12 protein-coding genes are annotated in these 15,259 nt (G+C 57.9%); 6 read left to right on the forward strand and 6 right to left on the reverse strand.

All coding sequences use genetic code 11. The features are described 5' to 3' along the window. The first annotated feature begins 58 nt into the window (after positions 1-58). The 4 genes from ilvB (at position 59) to FQ179_RS16060 (ending at position 5,121) form a co-directional block, all read left to right on the forward strand. The gene (ilvB, locus tag FQ179_RS16045; protein ID WP_370459889.1) at positions 59-1,765 is read left to right on the forward strand and encodes a biosynthetic-type acetolactate synthase large subunit; all 1,707 of its coding nucleotides are present in this window, start codon (positions 59-61) and stop codon (positions 1,763-1,765) included. 423 nt (positions 1,766-2,188) lie between these two features. Then, positions 2,189-3,136, forward strand: coding sequence for a TRAP transporter substrate-binding protein (locus FQ179_RS16050; RefSeq protein WP_255475032.1), 948 nt, complete (start codon positions 2,189-2,191; stop codon positions 3,134-3,136). Between the two features lie 122 nt (positions 3,137-3,258). After that, positions 3,259-3,786 carry a TRAP transporter small permease gene (locus FQ179_RS16055; protein ID WP_149398294.1) on the forward strand — a complete coding sequence of 176 codons (528 nt, stop codon included), beginning with the start codon at positions 3,259-3,261 and terminating at the stop codon, positions 3,784-3,786. Positions 3,787-3,843: 57 nt separating this feature from the next. After that, positions 3,844-5,121, forward strand: a complete 1,278-nt coding sequence (locus FQ179_RS16060; protein ID WP_149398295.1) for a TRAP transporter large permease — start codon at positions 3,844-3,846, stop codon at positions 5,119-5,121. A 62-nt stretch (positions 5,122-5,183) separates the two neighbouring features. Here the strand turns inward: FQ179_RS16060 and FQ179_RS16065 are convergent, their stop codons facing one another. The 4 genes from FQ179_RS16065 to FQ179_RS16080 all read right to left on the reverse strand — a co-directional run bounded on the left by FQ179_RS16065 (position 5,184) and on the right by FQ179_RS16080 (position 9,275). Beyond that, the gene (locus FQ179_RS16065; RefSeq protein ID WP_149398296.1) at positions 5,184-5,381 is read right to left on the reverse strand and encodes a hypothetical protein; all 198 of its coding nucleotides are present in this window, start codon (positions 5,379-5,381) and stop codon (positions 5,184-5,186) included. Next, positions 5,359-5,937: a gluconokinase gene (locus tag FQ179_RS16070; protein ID WP_149398297.1), complete on the reverse strand. Its 579-nt coding sequence runs from the start codon at positions 5,935-5,937 to the stop codon at positions 5,359-5,361. Before FQ179_RS16070 ends, FQ179_RS16065 begins: the two co-directional genes overlap by 23 nt. A gap of 30 nt (positions 5,938-5,967) precedes the next feature. Beyond that, positions 5,968-6,333: an MliC family protein gene (locus FQ179_RS16075; protein ID WP_188074630.1), complete on the reverse strand. Its 366-nt coding sequence runs from the start codon at positions 6,331-6,333 to the stop codon at positions 5,968-5,970. A 227-nt stretch (positions 6,334-6,560) separates the two neighbouring features. Next, positions 6,561-9,275: a DNA topoisomerase III gene (locus FQ179_RS16080; RefSeq protein ID WP_149398299.1), complete on the reverse strand. Its 2,715-nt coding sequence runs from the start codon at positions 9,273-9,275 to the stop codon at positions 6,561-6,563. A 62-nt stretch (positions 9,276-9,337) separates the two neighbouring features. Between FQ179_RS16080 and FQ179_RS16085 the strand changes: the two genes are divergently transcribed. Then, positions 9,338-12,310 carry a GDYXXLXY domain-containing protein gene (locus tag FQ179_RS16085; protein WP_149398300.1) on the forward strand — a complete coding sequence of 991 codons (2,973 nt, stop codon included), beginning with the start codon at positions 9,338-9,340 and terminating at the stop codon, positions 12,308-12,310. A 215-nt stretch (positions 12,311-12,525) separates the two neighbouring features. Here FQ179_RS16085 and gluQRS read toward each other — a convergent pair whose 3' ends face one another. Both gluQRS and FQ179_RS16095 read right to left on the reverse strand, forming a co-directional pair. Then, positions 12,526-13,416, reverse strand: coding sequence for a tRNA glutamyl-Q(34) synthetase GluQRS (gene gluQRS / locus FQ179_RS16090; protein ID WP_149398301.1), 891 nt, complete (start codon positions 13,414-13,416; stop codon positions 12,526-12,528). Between the two features lie 14 nt (positions 13,417-13,430). Beyond that, the gene (locus FQ179_RS16095; RefSeq protein ID WP_149398302.1) at positions 13,431-13,889 is read right to left on the reverse strand and encodes a DUF494 family protein; all 459 of its coding nucleotides are present in this window, start codon (positions 13,887-13,889) and stop codon (positions 13,431-13,433) included. Positions 13,890-14,053: 164 nt separating this feature from the next. On the opposite strand from FQ179_RS16095, the gene FQ179_RS16100 reads away from it, so the two are divergent. Further along, complete coding sequence (locus FQ179_RS16100; RefSeq protein ID WP_149398303.1) at positions 14,054-15,214, forward strand: DSD1 family PLP-dependent enzyme; 1,161 nt, start codon at positions 14,054-14,056, stop codon at positions 15,212-15,214. Positions 15,215-15,259 lie beyond the last annotated feature (45 nt).

Raw genomic sequence — 15,259 nt, forward strand, 5'->3', positions numbered from 1 at the left:
CAGCCGCCAGAGCGCCGCGGCCTCGTCCGAACCACTTAGCCGCAATGGTGCCCAGGCCTTGCTCGAAACGCTTGTCGCTCATGGTGTCGACACGATTTTCGGTTACCCGGGTGGTGCGGTGCTGCCGCTTTATGATGCGCTGTACTCAGAATCGCGTATACGCCACGTCTTGGTTAGGCATGAGCAGGGCGCGGTGCATGCGGCCGAGGGCTATGCACGTTCCACCGGCAAGCCGGGGGTAGTGGTCGTCACCTCAGGGCCGGGTATGTCCAATACCACCACGGGTCTGCTCGACGCCATGTGTGATTCCATACCTGTGCTGTGCATTAGCGGCCAGGTGGCCACCAGTGCCATTGGCACGGATGCGTTTCAGGAATGCGATGCCATTGGCATCTCAAGGCCTGTGACCAAATGGAATGCACAAATCAGGCGCGCCGAAGATGTTGTCGGTCTGGCGGCCAAAGCGTTCCGCCTTACTACGCAGGGCCGCCCCGGGCCAGTATTGCTGGATTTTCCCAAGGATATCCAGATTGGCCTGGTGCCCGATGACGCCATGACTGCCGCAGAGGCCGATGACGTGCCGGCGGCTATCGAGACGACAGGCCCTGCGGTTGAAGCAGCCATAAAGCGTGCCGCAGCGCTGATTGCGGGTGCCAAGCGGCCTGTGTTCTATGGTGGAGGCGGGCTCATCAATGCAGGCATTGATGCCTGCCACGCGTTTTCGACATTGGTTCAAGATATGGGCGCACCATGCACCCTGACCCTGATGGGCCTGGGCGCCTTCCCGGCCGATGACCCGCTGTTTCTGGGTATGCTGGGAATGCACGGTACGCTTGAGGCCAACCTGGCCATGCACCATGCTGATCTTATCGTTTGCGTGGGTGCACGGTTTGATGACCGCATTACGGGCCGTCTGTCTGACTTTTGCCCACACGCGGCCAAAATCCATATCGATATCGACCCGGCATCCATTAACAAAGTGGTGCGTGCTGACGTTGCACTGGTAGGCGACTGTTACCCCATGCTGCGTGCCTTGCGCAAAGAACTGATGCCGGTTGCGCGCGAAAACGGCCAGCTTGATGCCTGGTGGCAGCGTATTTCGGTATGGCGTGCCAAACAATGCCTGAACGTAAATCCATCGAGCGAGCATATCTTGCCGCAACACCTCATGCAGCGGGTTGACCATGCGCTTGAGGGCACTGATGCCATTATTTCCACCGATGTGGGCCAGCACCAGATGTGGGCGGCCCAATACATTAAATTCAATCGCCCTAACCGCTGGCTGACGTCAGGCGGTGCGGGCACCATGGGTTATGGCCTGCCTGCCGCCATTGGCGCGCAGATCGGCAACCCCGGCAAGCCCGTTGTCTGCGTAAGCGGTGACGCGTCCATTCTCATGAACATCCAGGAGTTGGCCACCGCCAGTCAGCATCGCACACCCGTCAAGGTTGTGCTGTGCAATAACGGGCATATGGGCATGGTGCGGCAGTGGCAAGAGCTTATCCACGAAGGCCGTTACAGCCACAGCTATAACGCGTCCATACCCGACTTTGTGGCGCTTGCCAAAGCGTTTGGCTGGGGTGCTGCGCGTGTTGAAAACCCCGCAGACCTTGATGCGGCCCTGGCTGAATGCCTGGCCTATGACGGGCCCTTCTTTCTTGACGTGGTGGTGCTGGCGCAAGAAAACTGCTTTCCCATGATGCCCGCCGGATACGGCCATCAGCAAGTTATGCTGTCGGAAGACACCTGGTTCGTTGAAGACTAGACGTTAACGGCGGCAGGTGCGGGCTGCTCCGGTGCGGTGCCAGACGCCCGCACGGGCGCGCCATCCTTGCTGTGCTGATTCAGTGCCAGCCGTCCACACCGAGGCTGCACCCAAGCTGCATCGATTCTGTACGGGGAAAGCAGGCACCGCGCATAGACGGAGCCTGCGTTACATCTGCCCAGAGCGGCTGTCGGTTTAAAGTCAGGCCCGGTCACTTAGCCTGGCCCCATCAATAGAAAACCCCAATACTCTGCCAGTGCGTATTCCTGTATAACCTTAGGGTTCGGCTTGCTATGCATTGCCGCGCCTTGTCGTCGCTTTTTGCTTTTGAGCGCTCATGGTGCAGCTGGCATATCATCCGGGGTTGAAATTTTATTTTTACGTGTTGGGGATATGATGCACAAATCGAAGTTTTCAAAGTGGATGCTGGCCTTGTCAGTGGCAGGTGTGTTTGCGGCTGGCCCGGCGCTGGCACAGACTAACCTCAAGATGGCCTATGCGTTGTCGGTTGATTCACACTATGGTGCCGGCGCCAAGGCGTTCGCCAAGTCAATCGAAAAGGACGGCAAATACACGCTTGAGCAATTCCCTAACAGTGCCCTGGGCGGCGAGCGCGAAGTCATCGAAGGCCTGCAGCTTGGCACAATTGATGTGGCCATTGTGTCAACGGGGGCAACACTCAACTTTGTGCCTGAAACCGGTGTCTTCGACATACCGTTTTTGTTCCGTGACTTGGCCCATGCACGCAAAGTGCTAGATGGCGACATCGGTCAGAACATGCTCAAAGCCTTTCCAAAGCGCGGCCTTATTGCACTGGCCTGGGGCGAGCAGGGCTTTCGCCACCTTACCAATAATGTGCGGCCTGTTCATACGCCCGAAGATGCCAAGGGCCTGAAGATCCGCACCACTGAAAACCCCATTCATATTGCAGCCTTCCGCAAAATGGGCATACTGGCTACGCCCATGGCCTGGCCAGAAGTTGCCACCGCCTTGCAACAAGGCACCATAGACGGGCAAGAAAACCCATTGTCAGTCATTGTGTCAGCCAAGCTGTCACAGCTGCAAAAATACCTGTCGCTCACCGCCCACGTCTATGGCCCGGCTCTGGTATTGATGTCGCCTGATGCCTACAACAAGCTCTCCGACGATGAGAAAAAGCATATGGACGAAGCCGGCCACCAGGCAGCCATCGCCATGCGCCAGTATGTCGACGACATTGAAAAGAACGGCGTTGATCAGCTTAAAAAAGAAGGCATGCAGGTTAATACTGTTGACCACGAGGCCTTTGTGAAGGCGGTTGAGCCTGTATACCCTGAGTACTACAAAAAGTTTGGTAAAGATCTGGTCGAGTCCATTCGCAACACGCAGTAAGCAGCAGGCGCAGCAACCGACCGGGCGTACGACGCCGGTCGGGCAAAGTCCCTCAAGACGCTATACCAGGCGTCCGGTACACTACTGCCGGCGCCTGGCTGGTCAGGCCGTACCACGGCGTTATGACCCGCGTGGGAACACAACAGGACACAATCTTGGCTTTTTTCCAATTTCTAGACAAAACACTATTCCGGCTGGTCTCCCTGCTTACCCAACTGCTGCTGCTTTCGGCGGTAGGGGCGGGCTTTTATCAGGTGCTCGCCCGTTTTGTGCTTGAGTCGCCTGCCGACTGGAGCGAAGCCTGGACACGCGCAGCGCTGATCTGGACCGTCATGCTGGGTATTGCGCTGGCGTTTAGGCACGGCGCCATGCTGAGCGTCGAAATGCTTCATGGTTTTCTGGGGCCGCGTAACAAGCGTCTGCTGGAACACGTTATTCTCGTTATCTGCGTGGGCTTTCTTGGCTTTCTTGCCTGGGTAGGCGGTCAGATGACGTATCGGGTGCGGTTTCAGACCACGCCCAGCCTCGAGATGTCAATTTCGTGGATCTACATTGCCATCCCCATTGGTGCCACGCTTGCCATACTGGCAGTTATTGCCTATTGGGCCGAAGGCCCACATGAGGCAGTGGTCGATGAGACCACATTGTGAACAAGGTGCTTTGCATCGTGACAGTGCACGTTATTTCCCTATGCACCAGGTGAGTCTATGCCGCAGTTGATGGTTGTTTCGATGTTGCTGTTTTTCGGGCTCTCGGTGCCGGTGGCGGTGTCGATTGGTCTGTCGAGCATGCTCGGCGTCGGGTTCGATGGGCAAATGACATGGCTGGTTATTGCCCAGCAAATATATGCCTCACTCGACAAATACCCGCTTGTGGCTGTACCGTTTTTTATTCTGGCGGGCAACCTCATGGAAGCCGGCGGCATCTCCGAGCGCATGGTTGATTTTGCCAAGAGCCTAGTCGGCGGTATGCAGGGTGGGCTGGCCTGCGCCTGTGTGCTGACCTGCATGATTTTTGCTGCCGTGGCGGGCTCCAGCGTCGCCACGACCTTTGCGGTGGGTGCCATTCTTATCCCTGCCATGGTCAAGGTTGGCTATCCCAAGCCATTTGCGGCATCGCTGCAGGCCTCGGCCGCCGAGCTTGGCGTGATTATTCCGCCGTCCATTCCCATGATTCTGTTTGCTGTGTCTACCGATACGTCGGTTGGCGAACTATTTATCGCGGGCATTGGGCCTGGCATTCTGATCGGCCTTAGCCTCATGTTTTACGTCTGGTTTTACGCACGCAGACATGGCTACGGCAAAAACGACGGCGTTGGCAGGCTGGCGTTGTGGCCGGCGTTCAAGCGGGCGTGGCTGGCGCTGTTAATGCCTGGCATTATTCTTGGTGGAATTTACGGGGGTGTCTTCACGCCGACAGAGGCCTCCGCCGTGGCGGTGGTCTATGCATTAATCGTGGGTATCTTCATTTACCGCAGGATCACGTTTAAATCGCTTTCACTTGTACTGCACCGCTCGGTCATTTCGACAGCGGTCATTATGTTTGTTATTGCCAATGCAGGGGTATTCGGCTTTCTGCTTAACCGGGCCGGGGTGCCCGCGGCACTTGGAAATTGGCTCAGTCTGGTCTTCAGTGACAAGTACACGTTTTTGATGGGTATTAACGTTGCCCTGTTTTTCATTGGCATGTTTATCGAAACCTCTGCCTCGATTGTGGTGCTTGCTCCGCTGTTGCTGCCGGTGGCCATGCAGTTTGGTATTGACCCTGCGCATTTTGGCGTCATCATGGTGGTCAACCTCGCCCTGGGCATGGTTACACCGCCGTTTGGTGTAAACCTGTTTGCAGCCTGCGCCGTTGCCAACTTGTCGATTGAACGGCTGGTCAGGCCTTTGCTGCCCTTTGTGGTCACGGTACTGATCAGCCTGTTGATCATTACCTATGTGCCTGACCTGTCTTTGTTCTTCAGAGATCTGGTCTATCGCTGACGCAAACACCTTGCAAGAAGGGGCACTGGCCGGTTGCCGGCAAGTACCCCATTAACGCAATGCTAGCTTGTTAAACCTGGCTTGAGCTTGCGCTTTTGCGAATCTGCGCGCCCTTCTTTTTTGATTTGCTCGTTCGCCGGGGCAATGGTTTCGCGCACGGCGTCAATACTGAACGCCAGCGCCATAAAGGCTTTAGCGGCCTTCTGAATGAGCGGTTTTGTATGGCGAGGGGCCGCCTCAGAGTGTGCCGGGTTCGTCATGATGCCTGCGTGCCAGCCAGTGCACCGCCGTTGGAATAATTTCGTTCAGAGGCTGCTCACCATCAATACGTAGCATGCCGGGCTCATTGACTGGTGGTTCCAGCGCCTGAAACTGGCTGTCGATGAGGGCGGCGGGGAAAAAATGCAGGGCGCCGCGGCTAGCCACACGATTTGCGGCAGCCTCGCGGCCAATATCCAGCCATACAAAGGCTAGTTCGGGTACACAGGTGCGCAACTGGTCGCGGTAGCGCAGCTTCAGGGCAGAGCAGCTTAACACCACCCCAGGCCCTGCATGCTGAGTCAGCTGGGCACCCAGTGCGTCCAGCCAGGAGACTCTGTCGTCGTCAGTGAGCGGGATTCCAGCGTGCATTTTTTTGTGGTTCTCGGGGCTGTGAAAGGTGTCGCCTTCGATAAACTGCCAGCCCAATTGTTCGGCCAGACGCTGCCCTACGGTAGATTTTCCGCTGCCCGACACGCCCATGACAACGACGGCCTGGGGGGCGGGGCTAAGAGCGTCATGCAGGCTTTCTGCGGTGGGGGATAGCGCTTTTGGCATGGAAGAAAATGAGGCTAGCAAGTACAGCGGCTACGGTTGTGCGCGGCACATGACCGGGGTGCGCCGACCTACCGTCCACTGAGCTTCGTCGCCTTTGCCCCGCAGCCCATGCCGGGCTGACGCATACGAGAACCCTGAGGCGGCAATTTGCTGGGGCAGGCGAACTGCCTGACCGTCGGGTAGGGTAACAATGGCAGTTTCGTGTTCAAAAAGGACAGATAGGCGCGAGCCGTCTTCGCATTGGTAGGTTGCCTGTATGACCTCGGGCCTTGGTTGCTTTGTGCTTGTCGCGTCGCCTGGATGGCCTAGAGGCACCTGGGAGCAGGCAGCAAGGCTTAAAAGTGCTGTTGCGCTTATCAATGTGATCCATTTGACGGAACCTGGCATGGTATTCATTGACGGCGTCCTTTTGGCTGAATACTTAATCATACTTGTTAAGTCGGTGACGATAAGTACTCTATTCTATCGCTGCAACCTACTGTAATCGAACGCTGCAACCTACTTTAATCCATCGCTGCAACCGCCACGCTGCACATTGCGGGCGCGGGGCCCGCAATGCATTTAGCAATCGGCCGGTGTGCCCGGTTGGTGCGGGCGCAATGCCTTTACCAACCGGCCTGGCGTCAGAACGGCGGATCGTCGTCGTCGTGATCGGCCCCCGCAGTGGGTGCTGATTTCTTTAAGGCTGCTTTTGTTGCCGTTTTTGTAGCCGCCTTTTTCACAGCTTTCGTGGCGGTTTTGGTTGTCTTTTTAGCAGCGGTTTTTGTGGCTGTCTTTGTGGCCTTTTTGGCTGCTGTTTTTGTAGCGGTCTTGGCGGCCGTCTTTGTGGCAGTTTTGCCAGCTGTTTTGGCCGCTTTTTTGGCTGCCGTCTTGCCAGCCTTTTTGGCAGGACGCGGCTCGAATTCGAAACCGATTTTTCCGGCCGCCTGCTTCACCAGAAAAGCCTTGAACTTGCGGTTGGTTCGACTGGACACAAACCCCTCGAGCAAGTCAGTTTTGCCGTCGGTAAGCAGCTTGTGCACCTGTTCGGGCGTAATTTCTTGCTGCAAAATAATTTTGCCGGTACGGAAATCACACGTTTTCTCAGGGCCGACAGATTTTTCGCACACATAATTCATGCCATGCTCATACACCTTGCTGGCGCATTTCGGGCAGTCGCCGACAGATGTGTGGCCTGAGAAATCAACGGGCTCGGTGTCTTCGTCATCTTTTTGCCCGAAGTCGAACTCAAGCTTATATTCGTCAGTAATGCGCAGCAGTGCGGCAAAAGGGCGGCCCATCTTGCTGATAAATCCCTGCAGCGGCCCAAGTTCGCGCTTGGCGAGCAGCTCTTCGACTTCATGCACCTCGAAAGTGCGGCCGCCGGGGTGTTTGCCTATGGAGAAGTCACAGCTGGTGCACGCATAGCGACGATAGTTCTCTTTGACCACGCTGCCGCATTTGGGGCAGGGTGTTGAAAGCGTGGCGTAGTCACCCGGCACGGTGTCGCGCTCGTACTCTTTGGCACGCTTGACGATCACTTGCGTCATTTGCGCAATTTCGCGCATGAAAGCGTCGCGGTCTAGCTGGCGTTGCTCAATTTGCTTGAGACGATGCTCCCATCCGCCAGTAAGTTCGGGGGAGGTCAGTTCATTAACGCCCAACCCCGACAGTAGCGTCATTAATTGACGAGCCTTGGCTGATGGCACCAACTCACGGCCTTCGCGTCGCAGATAGGTCTCGTTGAGCAGGCCCTCAATAATGGATGCTCGCGTAGCCGGGGTGCCCAGCCCGCGCTCTGACATGGCCTCACGCAAGGCCTCGTCGTCGATCAGTTTGCCCGCGCCTTCCATGGCAGACAGCAGTGTGGCTTCCGTAAAGCGTGCTGGCGGCTTGGTAACCAGGGGGCGCAGTTCGATCTCTTCAGTTTTAACGGTTTCACCTTCTGAAACCGCCACAAGATTGCTTTCGTCACCCTGGGCTTCACGGCCGTAGATGGCCATCCAGCCTGGCTTGACCAGCACTTTGCCGTCGGTTCTGAAATGATGCCCGGAAACTTGCGTAATGCGTGTAGTAATACGAAACTCTGCTGCGGGAAAGAACACAGCCAGAAAGCGCCGGGCGATCAGTTCATAGATTTTGTGTTCGGCATCGCTCAGTTCGCGGGGAATTTGCAGTGTAGGGATGATGGCGAAGTGATCAGAAACCTTTTTATCGTCAAAGATGCGCCGGTTAGGTTTGACCCATTTTTCGCGACATACCTGGCCTGCAAAGGGCTGCACACTGGAGGCGGCTGCGGACCCACCTTCGGCCAGCGCTTCCATGGTCTGCTGTACGGTGCTGACGTAGTCTTCAGGCAGATAGCGCGAATCGGTACGCGGGTAGGTCAGTGCCTTGTGCCGCTCATAGAGCGTTTGCGCCAGAGACAGCGTGGTTTTGGCCGAGAAGCCGAAGCGCGAGTTGGCCTCACGCTGCAGCGTAGTAAGGTCGAACAGCGCGGGCGACGACTGCGTGGTGGGTTTGGATTCTTCGGTAACAACGCCCGGCTGGTCGCGGCAGGCCGACACAATGGTCTGTGCTGCCGTTTGCGACCACAGGCGTGAGTCACGCTTTTCGGCATCATGTTCGTCTTTGACAAACTTGGGATCAAACCAGCGGCCAGTGTAAAAGCCAGCGGCAGCCACAAAGGTGCCGTGCACTTCCCAGTAGTCGCGTGACACAAATTTGCGTATACGTTCTTCGCGTTCATTGACGATGGCCAGGGTGGGGGTTTGCACTCGGCCCACTGGTGTTTTGAAGAAGCCACCGTCTTTGCTATTGAAGGCGGTCATGGCGCGGGTGCCATTAATGCCCACCAGCCAGTCGGCTTCCGCACGAGATCGCGCGGCTGCTTCGAGCGGCTTCATGGTTTCATCATCGCGCAGGGTATTGAAGGCTTCGCGTATGGCGGCCTGCGTCATCGATCGCAGCCACAGACGCTGCACGGGCTTTTTGACCCCTGAGTATTGCACGATGTAGCGGAAGATCAGCTCGCCCTCACGCCCGGCGTCGCAGGCATTGATGATGGCGCTGACGTCTTTGCGCTTGAGCAGCTTGACCAGCAGCTTGAGCCGCTCGGCCGAACGCTTGTCGGCGGGCCCCAACTCAAATTGTGGCGGGATGACCGGCAGGTTGGCGAAGCTCCACTTGCCCCGCACGGGGTCATTGGGCGCAACAAGCGTAAGCAGGTGGCCGATACTTGAAGCCAGCACGAAGTCTGGGCTTTCGAAATAGTCGCCCTCCCGGGTGAAGCCTCCGAGCGCACGGGATATATCAAGGGCTACTGAGGGTTTCTCGGCAATAATGAGCGTTTTAGTCATGTGTTTCCAGTAACTGCAGTTCAGCAGCAATAGCGCGGATAATACGGGGGTAGAATCGCTCTATGCAAGTCGAAGGTCATCAAAACAGCGTGTTTCCAGCCACCAGTTGGCCAATTATGTTGCCAAAGGCATCATATTCTTTAGCGTGCCTGCTGCTGGCGTCGGCTGGCCTGTGCTGGGTGGCCGCTAACTGGGAATATGCTACCAGTCTGCAGAAATTGGCGGGCGCACAGGCACTTGTGGCGGTTTTAGTATTGCTGGCGACATGGCGTATGCCTGGTCAAGCCGCCAGCCATAACCTTTCGGCGCAGGCACTTTTTTCGGGGCTGGCCGCTGTCGCCACCGGGGCCTTGCTTGCCCTGGTGGGCCAAATATATCAGACTGGCGCCGATCCTTGGCAATTGTTCTTGTTGTGGGCGGCCCTGCTGCTGCCCTGGCTGCTGGTATTACGCACGGTCATGCTGGGCCTTTTGTTTGCCGTTCTGCTCAATGTGGGGCTGGCCCTTTATCTCGGCGTATCGGGGCTCTGGTTCTGGCCAGATGGCCACAGTTGGCACAATGTAATGCTGGTCATGGCACTGGTCAATGTGGTGTTGCTGGCGGTAGCAGAGGCCAGCCTGCCGTATTTCAAAGACAGCTGGCGCGTCGGGCCCCGCACCCTGGGCATGGCTGTTGCCGGCTGGCTGGCTGCGTTGGCCTTAGGTGAGGGCTTGATTTCCGGTATTACCAGCGTTGTGCCTGGCCTTCTGGTTACCTTGGTCGGGTATGTTGTTTATACGCGCTGGCGCCGTGACCTGGCCATGGTTACGCTGGCCATGATCACCGCCTTCTTCCTCTTGGGGGTTTTCTTTGCCTCGCACGTCGAAACCGAAGTGACCTTGTTGCTGGTATTTTTTGCCATGTTCGCGCTCATGGTTGTTATGGTGCGTCATCTGCGGCACCTGCGTCAGCAACAGGGTGTTGCTCAAGTTGATGACGATGCCGAGCAGGCATCTGACCCTTGGTTCATGAGCCTGTTTCGCATCGCGGGCATGGGGCTGATGGCCATTTTGCTGATCGCCCTGTTATTTGTGTTGTCAGAGCTAGATGTCGATTACGCTTGGGTGGCAGGGGTGGTGCTTAGCCTGCTGGGTATAGCGTGTTATCGGGCAGGCAAGGGCGATACGCTACAAGAGCTGGGTGTTGTTCTGGGTATTGCGGGCTTGCTGATGGTGGCTGGTGGCCAGTATCTGCTCGATCATATCTCGGCCGATATCCGCGCGCTGGGGTTAGTATTGCTTGGTGTCGTCTTGTATGGCTTAGTGCCCAACCGCGCTTTTCGGTTTGTCGTCGCTCTGGTTGTGCTTGGGGTGGTGGCCTTGCTCACATGGCCGGGCCAAGCGTGGCTAAACCTGCTTGGTTTTTACTCTTCCTCTTCTTCTTTCTCTTCGTCGTCGTCCACGTTTGCGAATGTGCTGGCATGGATGCCCGCCTACCAGCGCGCCTGGCTAATGGCGGTGGGCGCCGTGCTGGCCCTCGGCGCCTGCTGGAGATCTGGCGCGGCAGAGCGTCGCTGGTTGCCGCTAGGGTGGGCGCTGGTGCTGCTGGCGCAGGTTGCGGCGTGGTTCGCACGCTCTCCAGGTTTGGCTGGTATGGCGGCACTGGCGTTGCCCTGGCAGGTCACGTTTCAGCTATGGGCTATCTGGCTGGGGTGTGCAGCATTGCCGGTGGCGGTCTTGGCTGCCGTGTTGTGGCGGGTGCCGGGCATGACGCATTTGCGGGTGCTGGCGCCGCTGCTGCTGGCCGTGGCCAGTGTGGGGTGGATGGGCGCGCCAGGCGTCGCCATGGCCTTGTTGTGGGCCATTCTGGGCCATGCACAACGGCGACCCAGCCTGCTGGTATTCGGTGTGCTGGCGCTGTTGGGGTATCTGGCAGGGTTTTATTACCAGTTTGAGTCGACCTTGCTGCAAAAATCGGCCTTGCTGGGGCTCACAGGGGCCTGGCTGCTGCTGAGCGGCTGGTTGCTGGCCCGCTACGCGCCGCGTGCTGCGATGGCGCCACAGCGGGGCCTGGATGAGGCCAACGAGGGCGGCAACGTCCTAACTCAGCCGGCCGAGACAGCAGCACCGGCAGACGCAACAGCAGCGCAACAAGGTCCTACAGTTATGCCCAGCCGGTCTGAGGTCATGGCGTCGGGCGCAACCGCTTCCTCCGCGGTATACGTTGCCCAGGACCAAGACCAGGCTCAGGATCTAGCACAAGCCCAAGCACAAGCCCAAACCCAGACGCAGTCGCAGGCGCAGGCGCAGGCGCAAGCGCACGCACAGAGTCAGCGCCAGGGGCGAGGGCAGAGCGAGGCGATACGGCCACCTCTGCGGCCCACGCCGACGTGGCGCAGGGCGGGCCTATTGGTTGGTCTGGCGCTGGTACTTGGTCTGGCAAATGCCACCATTTACCAAAAGGAACAGATTCTGGCGCATGGCGAGCGGGTCGTGCTTGAGCTTGCTCCGGTTGATCCGCGTTCGCTCATGCAGGGCGACTACATGGCATTGCGGTTTGGTGTGGCTCAAAAGCTGGGCCGCTGGCTTATGGCCGAGCCTGCGCATGATGCAGAGGCCGGCACACTGGTGGGGCAGCGGCGTGGCTACATGCTATTGCGCCCAGACGCCGATGGCGTGTTCCAGCTGGTGGGTAGGTCGGCCAACGCCGATGGCACGGGGGCTTTAAGTTTTAGCCCCGTAGACCTCGTCTCTCCCCGTCAGGCAGACGGTGCCGCCATCGTAGGGGACAACACTGCACCCGCTGTCGACCACAAGTCCAAGCCTGATGGTTCTGTGAAGCAAGATGGCACTGCTGCTGTTTCCGACCATGCCGTTGTTCTGGCCTATAGGCTTGCGCCCCACGGTGAAGTGCATATTGGCACTGATGCCTGGTTCTTCCCTGAAGGGCAGGCTGATCGCTACGCGCAGGCGCGGTATGGAGAGTTCCGTGTAAGCAAGCAGGGTACGGGCATATTGCTGCGATTGCTCGATGAGCAGCGCCGGCCTTTGCCATAAATGTAAGCGGCGACCAGTCTATACAGGCACAATCTGCTTTAGTAAGCCAAGGCTGTCGTGAGCCAAGCCTGTCGCTTTTTGCTATACGTCTGTTCGGCTTGCTTGCTCACGTTGTGCGCACCTAACGTACGTACACAAAAAGCGCCTGCCTCTTGCTTATGCCAATTCGTTGCACTGAACGCGATGCCGTTTAAGGCGCGCGGCAGGCTGTCAGCTTATGCAGCGTTTATGTGGCGGTCTGACGTGATCTGAAAACGGCTGGCCCACTGGGGTATGGCGGCAGCCCAAAAGGCCGTGGTGTTGGAGGCTGAAAGCGGTTCGAAGCCCAGGGCTTGCCAGGCCAGGTTAAGCGTTTTCATCGGCCTGGTCAGGTCCATGGCGGCGGCATGGTTCTGTTTTGATAGCTTGCGCCCCATTTCGTCACGCATCAATGGCACGTGCATGACGCGCGGCATGGGGTAGCCCAGCAGGCGGGCCAGCACGCGCTGGCGCGCCGTGGAGTCAAGTAGATCGGCGCCGCGCACAATATCGGTAATGCCCTGCTCACCGTCGTCAATGACGACCACCAGTTGATACGCCCATATCCCGTCAGCGCGCTGGATAATAAAGTCGCCCACCTCTTTGGCCACGTTGTGCGTCTGTGGGCCACTCCAGCGGTCTTCAAACTGTTCTGTGCCCAATGGCACCCTTAAGCGCAATGAGCGCGGCTGGCGGCCTTCTGGCAGCCCCTGACTGCATGTTCCGGGGTAAGCACCCTCAGGGGGTAGCTCTTGTCGCGTGCAGGCGCAGCCATAGACCAGCCCGCGTTCACGCAGGTAGTCGACCTTTTGTTGGTAGATATCGAGACGGTGCGATTGCCATACGGGTTCTTCATCCCAATACATGCCCAGCGCCGCCAACTGTTGCATGATGTATCGGGCGGCATAGGGCAGGACTCGCGGTGCGTCAATGTCTTCAATGCGAAGCAACCATTGGCCCTGATGCGCGCGGGCATCAAGATAGCTTGCCATGGCGGCAAGCAGCGAGCCATTGTGCAGCGGCCCGCTGGGGCTGGGCGCAAACCGCCCTCGATAATGCGAAACGGCGTGCAAGGGGTTAAATGCCATTGCGAAAGCCGAAATTAGTGCGACAGGCGAGTTCGGTCGTCTGCCAGCAGTTCTTCGAATACCAGGTGGTCGACCTCTGCCTCCTGGCTCCACAGCACCATTAAGGCAATAATTTTGATTTTGGCCAGCGAAATAGGTGTTTCAGTAGCCATGGCACGCTCAATGACGATTTCGCGGAGCACAGCGGGCAACACCCCGGAGTTTTCCAGAAAGGTTATAAAGCCTATCGCCTGAGTGCCCAGTATCTGGTACTCAAGATTGGTAAAAACACGGTGGCTGTCCCCTTGCGGAAGTTTGGCCAGTGGGCCACACTGCTCCGTGGTTTCAGCCAGCCCGTGAAGCCAGCCCAGTGCTTCATTGATGTCTTCGTGCTCGAACCCGACGGCGGCCAGCTTGTGCGCCAGAACGTCGGCCTCAGGACAGGCTTGCGGGGTATAGTAGTTTTCGAACAGATAAACCAGTATGTCGAACATAGTGCGCTTCCGGTTGCCGTGTGAATGTCTAGGTGAATAGGGTGGGATAACCGGTTAGTTACCGATGACTGTACGCTGATTTTTTACATCGGGCAAATAGGGTTGTTGCGGTTGTGCAAGTTTTGATGGGATGATCAATTATGTCGAGTCGAGCAGAGGGTGCCATGAAACGTGCAGGCCTTGAAGCTATAGAAACCCCCGCGCCAGTAGGCATTATCATACCGCCTGCCGCGTCGGTGGGCAGTGTCATTGCCGATATCGATACACCTAGCCTTATTCTGGATCTGGATGTTTTCGAAGAAAATCTGCGATCCATGCAGGCGCTGGCAGAGCGCCATGGCATTAAGCTGCGGCCTCACGCCAAGGCCCACCGCTGTCCTGAAATTTCTCACCGCCAGGTGGCGCTGGGGGCACAGGGCATATGCTGCCAAAAGGTATCCGAAGCGGTGCCATTTGTAATGGCCGGCCTGCGCGACATCCTCATCAGCAACGAGGTGGTGGGGGCGCCCAAGCTGGCGCTGCTGGCGCAACTTGCACTGCAGGCGCGCATGTCTGTCTGTGTCGATAACCCGCAGGCAGTAAAAGACCTCTCCCGCGCCATGGCAAGTCGCAGCGCGACCGTGCGGGTGCTGGTCGAGGTCGACGTCGGGCAAAAGCGCTGCGGGGTGCAAACAACCGCCGAAGCGGTGGCCCTGGCACAGCTGGTGGCTGAGCTTCCGGGCCTCGAGTTTGTGGGCATACAGGCCTACCACGGTGGCCTGCAGCACAAGCGCGTGTTTGAGCAGCGCCGGCAGGCCTGTGAAAAAGCGGCGCGGCAGGTTCGAAAGTTTGTCGGTGCGCTTGAACAGGCAGGTTTGCCATGCGCGGTCGTCACCGGCGGGGGTACTGGCTCGGCCGTGTTTGATATCGCCGCGGGGGTATATACCGAGATCCAGCCTGGGTCATATGCCTTTATGGACGCTGATTACGGCGCGCTGGACTGGGGCGAAGACCTTAAATTCAGACACAGCATGTTTGTGCTGGCGTCGGTCATCAGTACACCCACGTCTGAACGTGTTGTGGTCGACGCGGGCCTTAAGTCGTTAACGGCCGAGAGCGGCGTGCCGCTCATTGCTGACCACGAAGGCCTGCGTTGCGTGGCGGTCAATGATGAACACAGCCTTATCGTGGCCGATACAGGCTCGCTGCCCGGGTTGGGTGACAAGCTGCGGCTTATACCCGGTCATTGTGATCCCACCTTTAATCTGCACGATCAGGTGGTGGCTATGCGCGGCGGCAAGGTTGAGGCCATCTGGCCCATTAGCGCGCGCGGCTTGAGCACTTAGTTGGGTGCGGGGGCATTATGCGGGTAACCGCACAATGCCCCGACC

Origin of the sequence: Pusillimonas sp. ANT_WB101, from assembly GCF_008369125.1 — a bacterium.
Lineage (GTDB): Bacteria > Pseudomonadota > Gammaproteobacteria > Burkholderiales > Burkholderiaceae_B > Allopusillimonas.

Bases quoted from the DNA above. Each gene is read 5' to 3' on its own strand.
- FQ179_RS16055 (WP_149398294.1), top strand. From the start codon at position 3,259: ATGACCCGCGTGGGAACACAACAGGACACAATCTTGGCTTTTTTCCAA.
- FQ179_RS16100 (WP_149398303.1), top strand. From the start codon at position 14,054: ATGAAACGTGCAGGCCTTGAAGCTATAGAAACCCCCGCGCCAGTAGGC.
- FQ179_RS16050 (WP_255475032.1), top strand. From the start codon at position 2,189: ATGCTGGCCTTGTCAGTGGCAGGTGTGTTTGCGGCTGGCCCGGCGCTG.
- FQ179_RS16085 (WP_149398300.1), top strand. From the start codon at position 9,338: ATGCAAGTCGAAGGTCATCAAAACAGCGTGTTTCCAGCCACCAGTTGG.
- FQ179_RS16095 (WP_149398302.1), bottom strand. From the start codon at position 13,889: ATGTTCGACATACTGGTTTATCTGTTCGAAAACTACTATACCCCGCAA.
- gluQRS (WP_149398301.1), bottom strand. From the start codon at position 13,416: ATGGCATTTAACCCCTTGCACGCCGTTTCGCATTATCGAGGGCGGTTT.
- FQ179_RS16070 (WP_149398297.1), bottom strand. From the start codon at position 5,937: ATGCCAAAAGCGCTATCCCCCACCGCAGAAAGCCTGCATGACGCTCTT.
- FQ179_RS16075 (WP_188074630.1), bottom strand. From the start codon at position 6,333: ATGAATACCATGCCAGGTTCCGTCAAATGGATCACATTGATAAGCGCA.
- FQ179_RS16080 (WP_149398299.1), bottom strand. From the start codon at position 9,275: ATGACTAAAACGCTCATTATTGCCGAGAAACCCTCAGTAGCCCTTGAT.
- FQ179_RS16060 (WP_149398295.1), top strand. From the start codon at position 3,844: ATGCCGCAGTTGATGGTTGTTTCGATGTTGCTGTTTTTCGGGCTCTCG.
- FQ179_RS16065 (WP_149398296.1), bottom strand. From the start codon at position 5,381: ATGACGAACCCGGCACACTCTGAGGCGGCCCCTCGCCATACAAAACCG.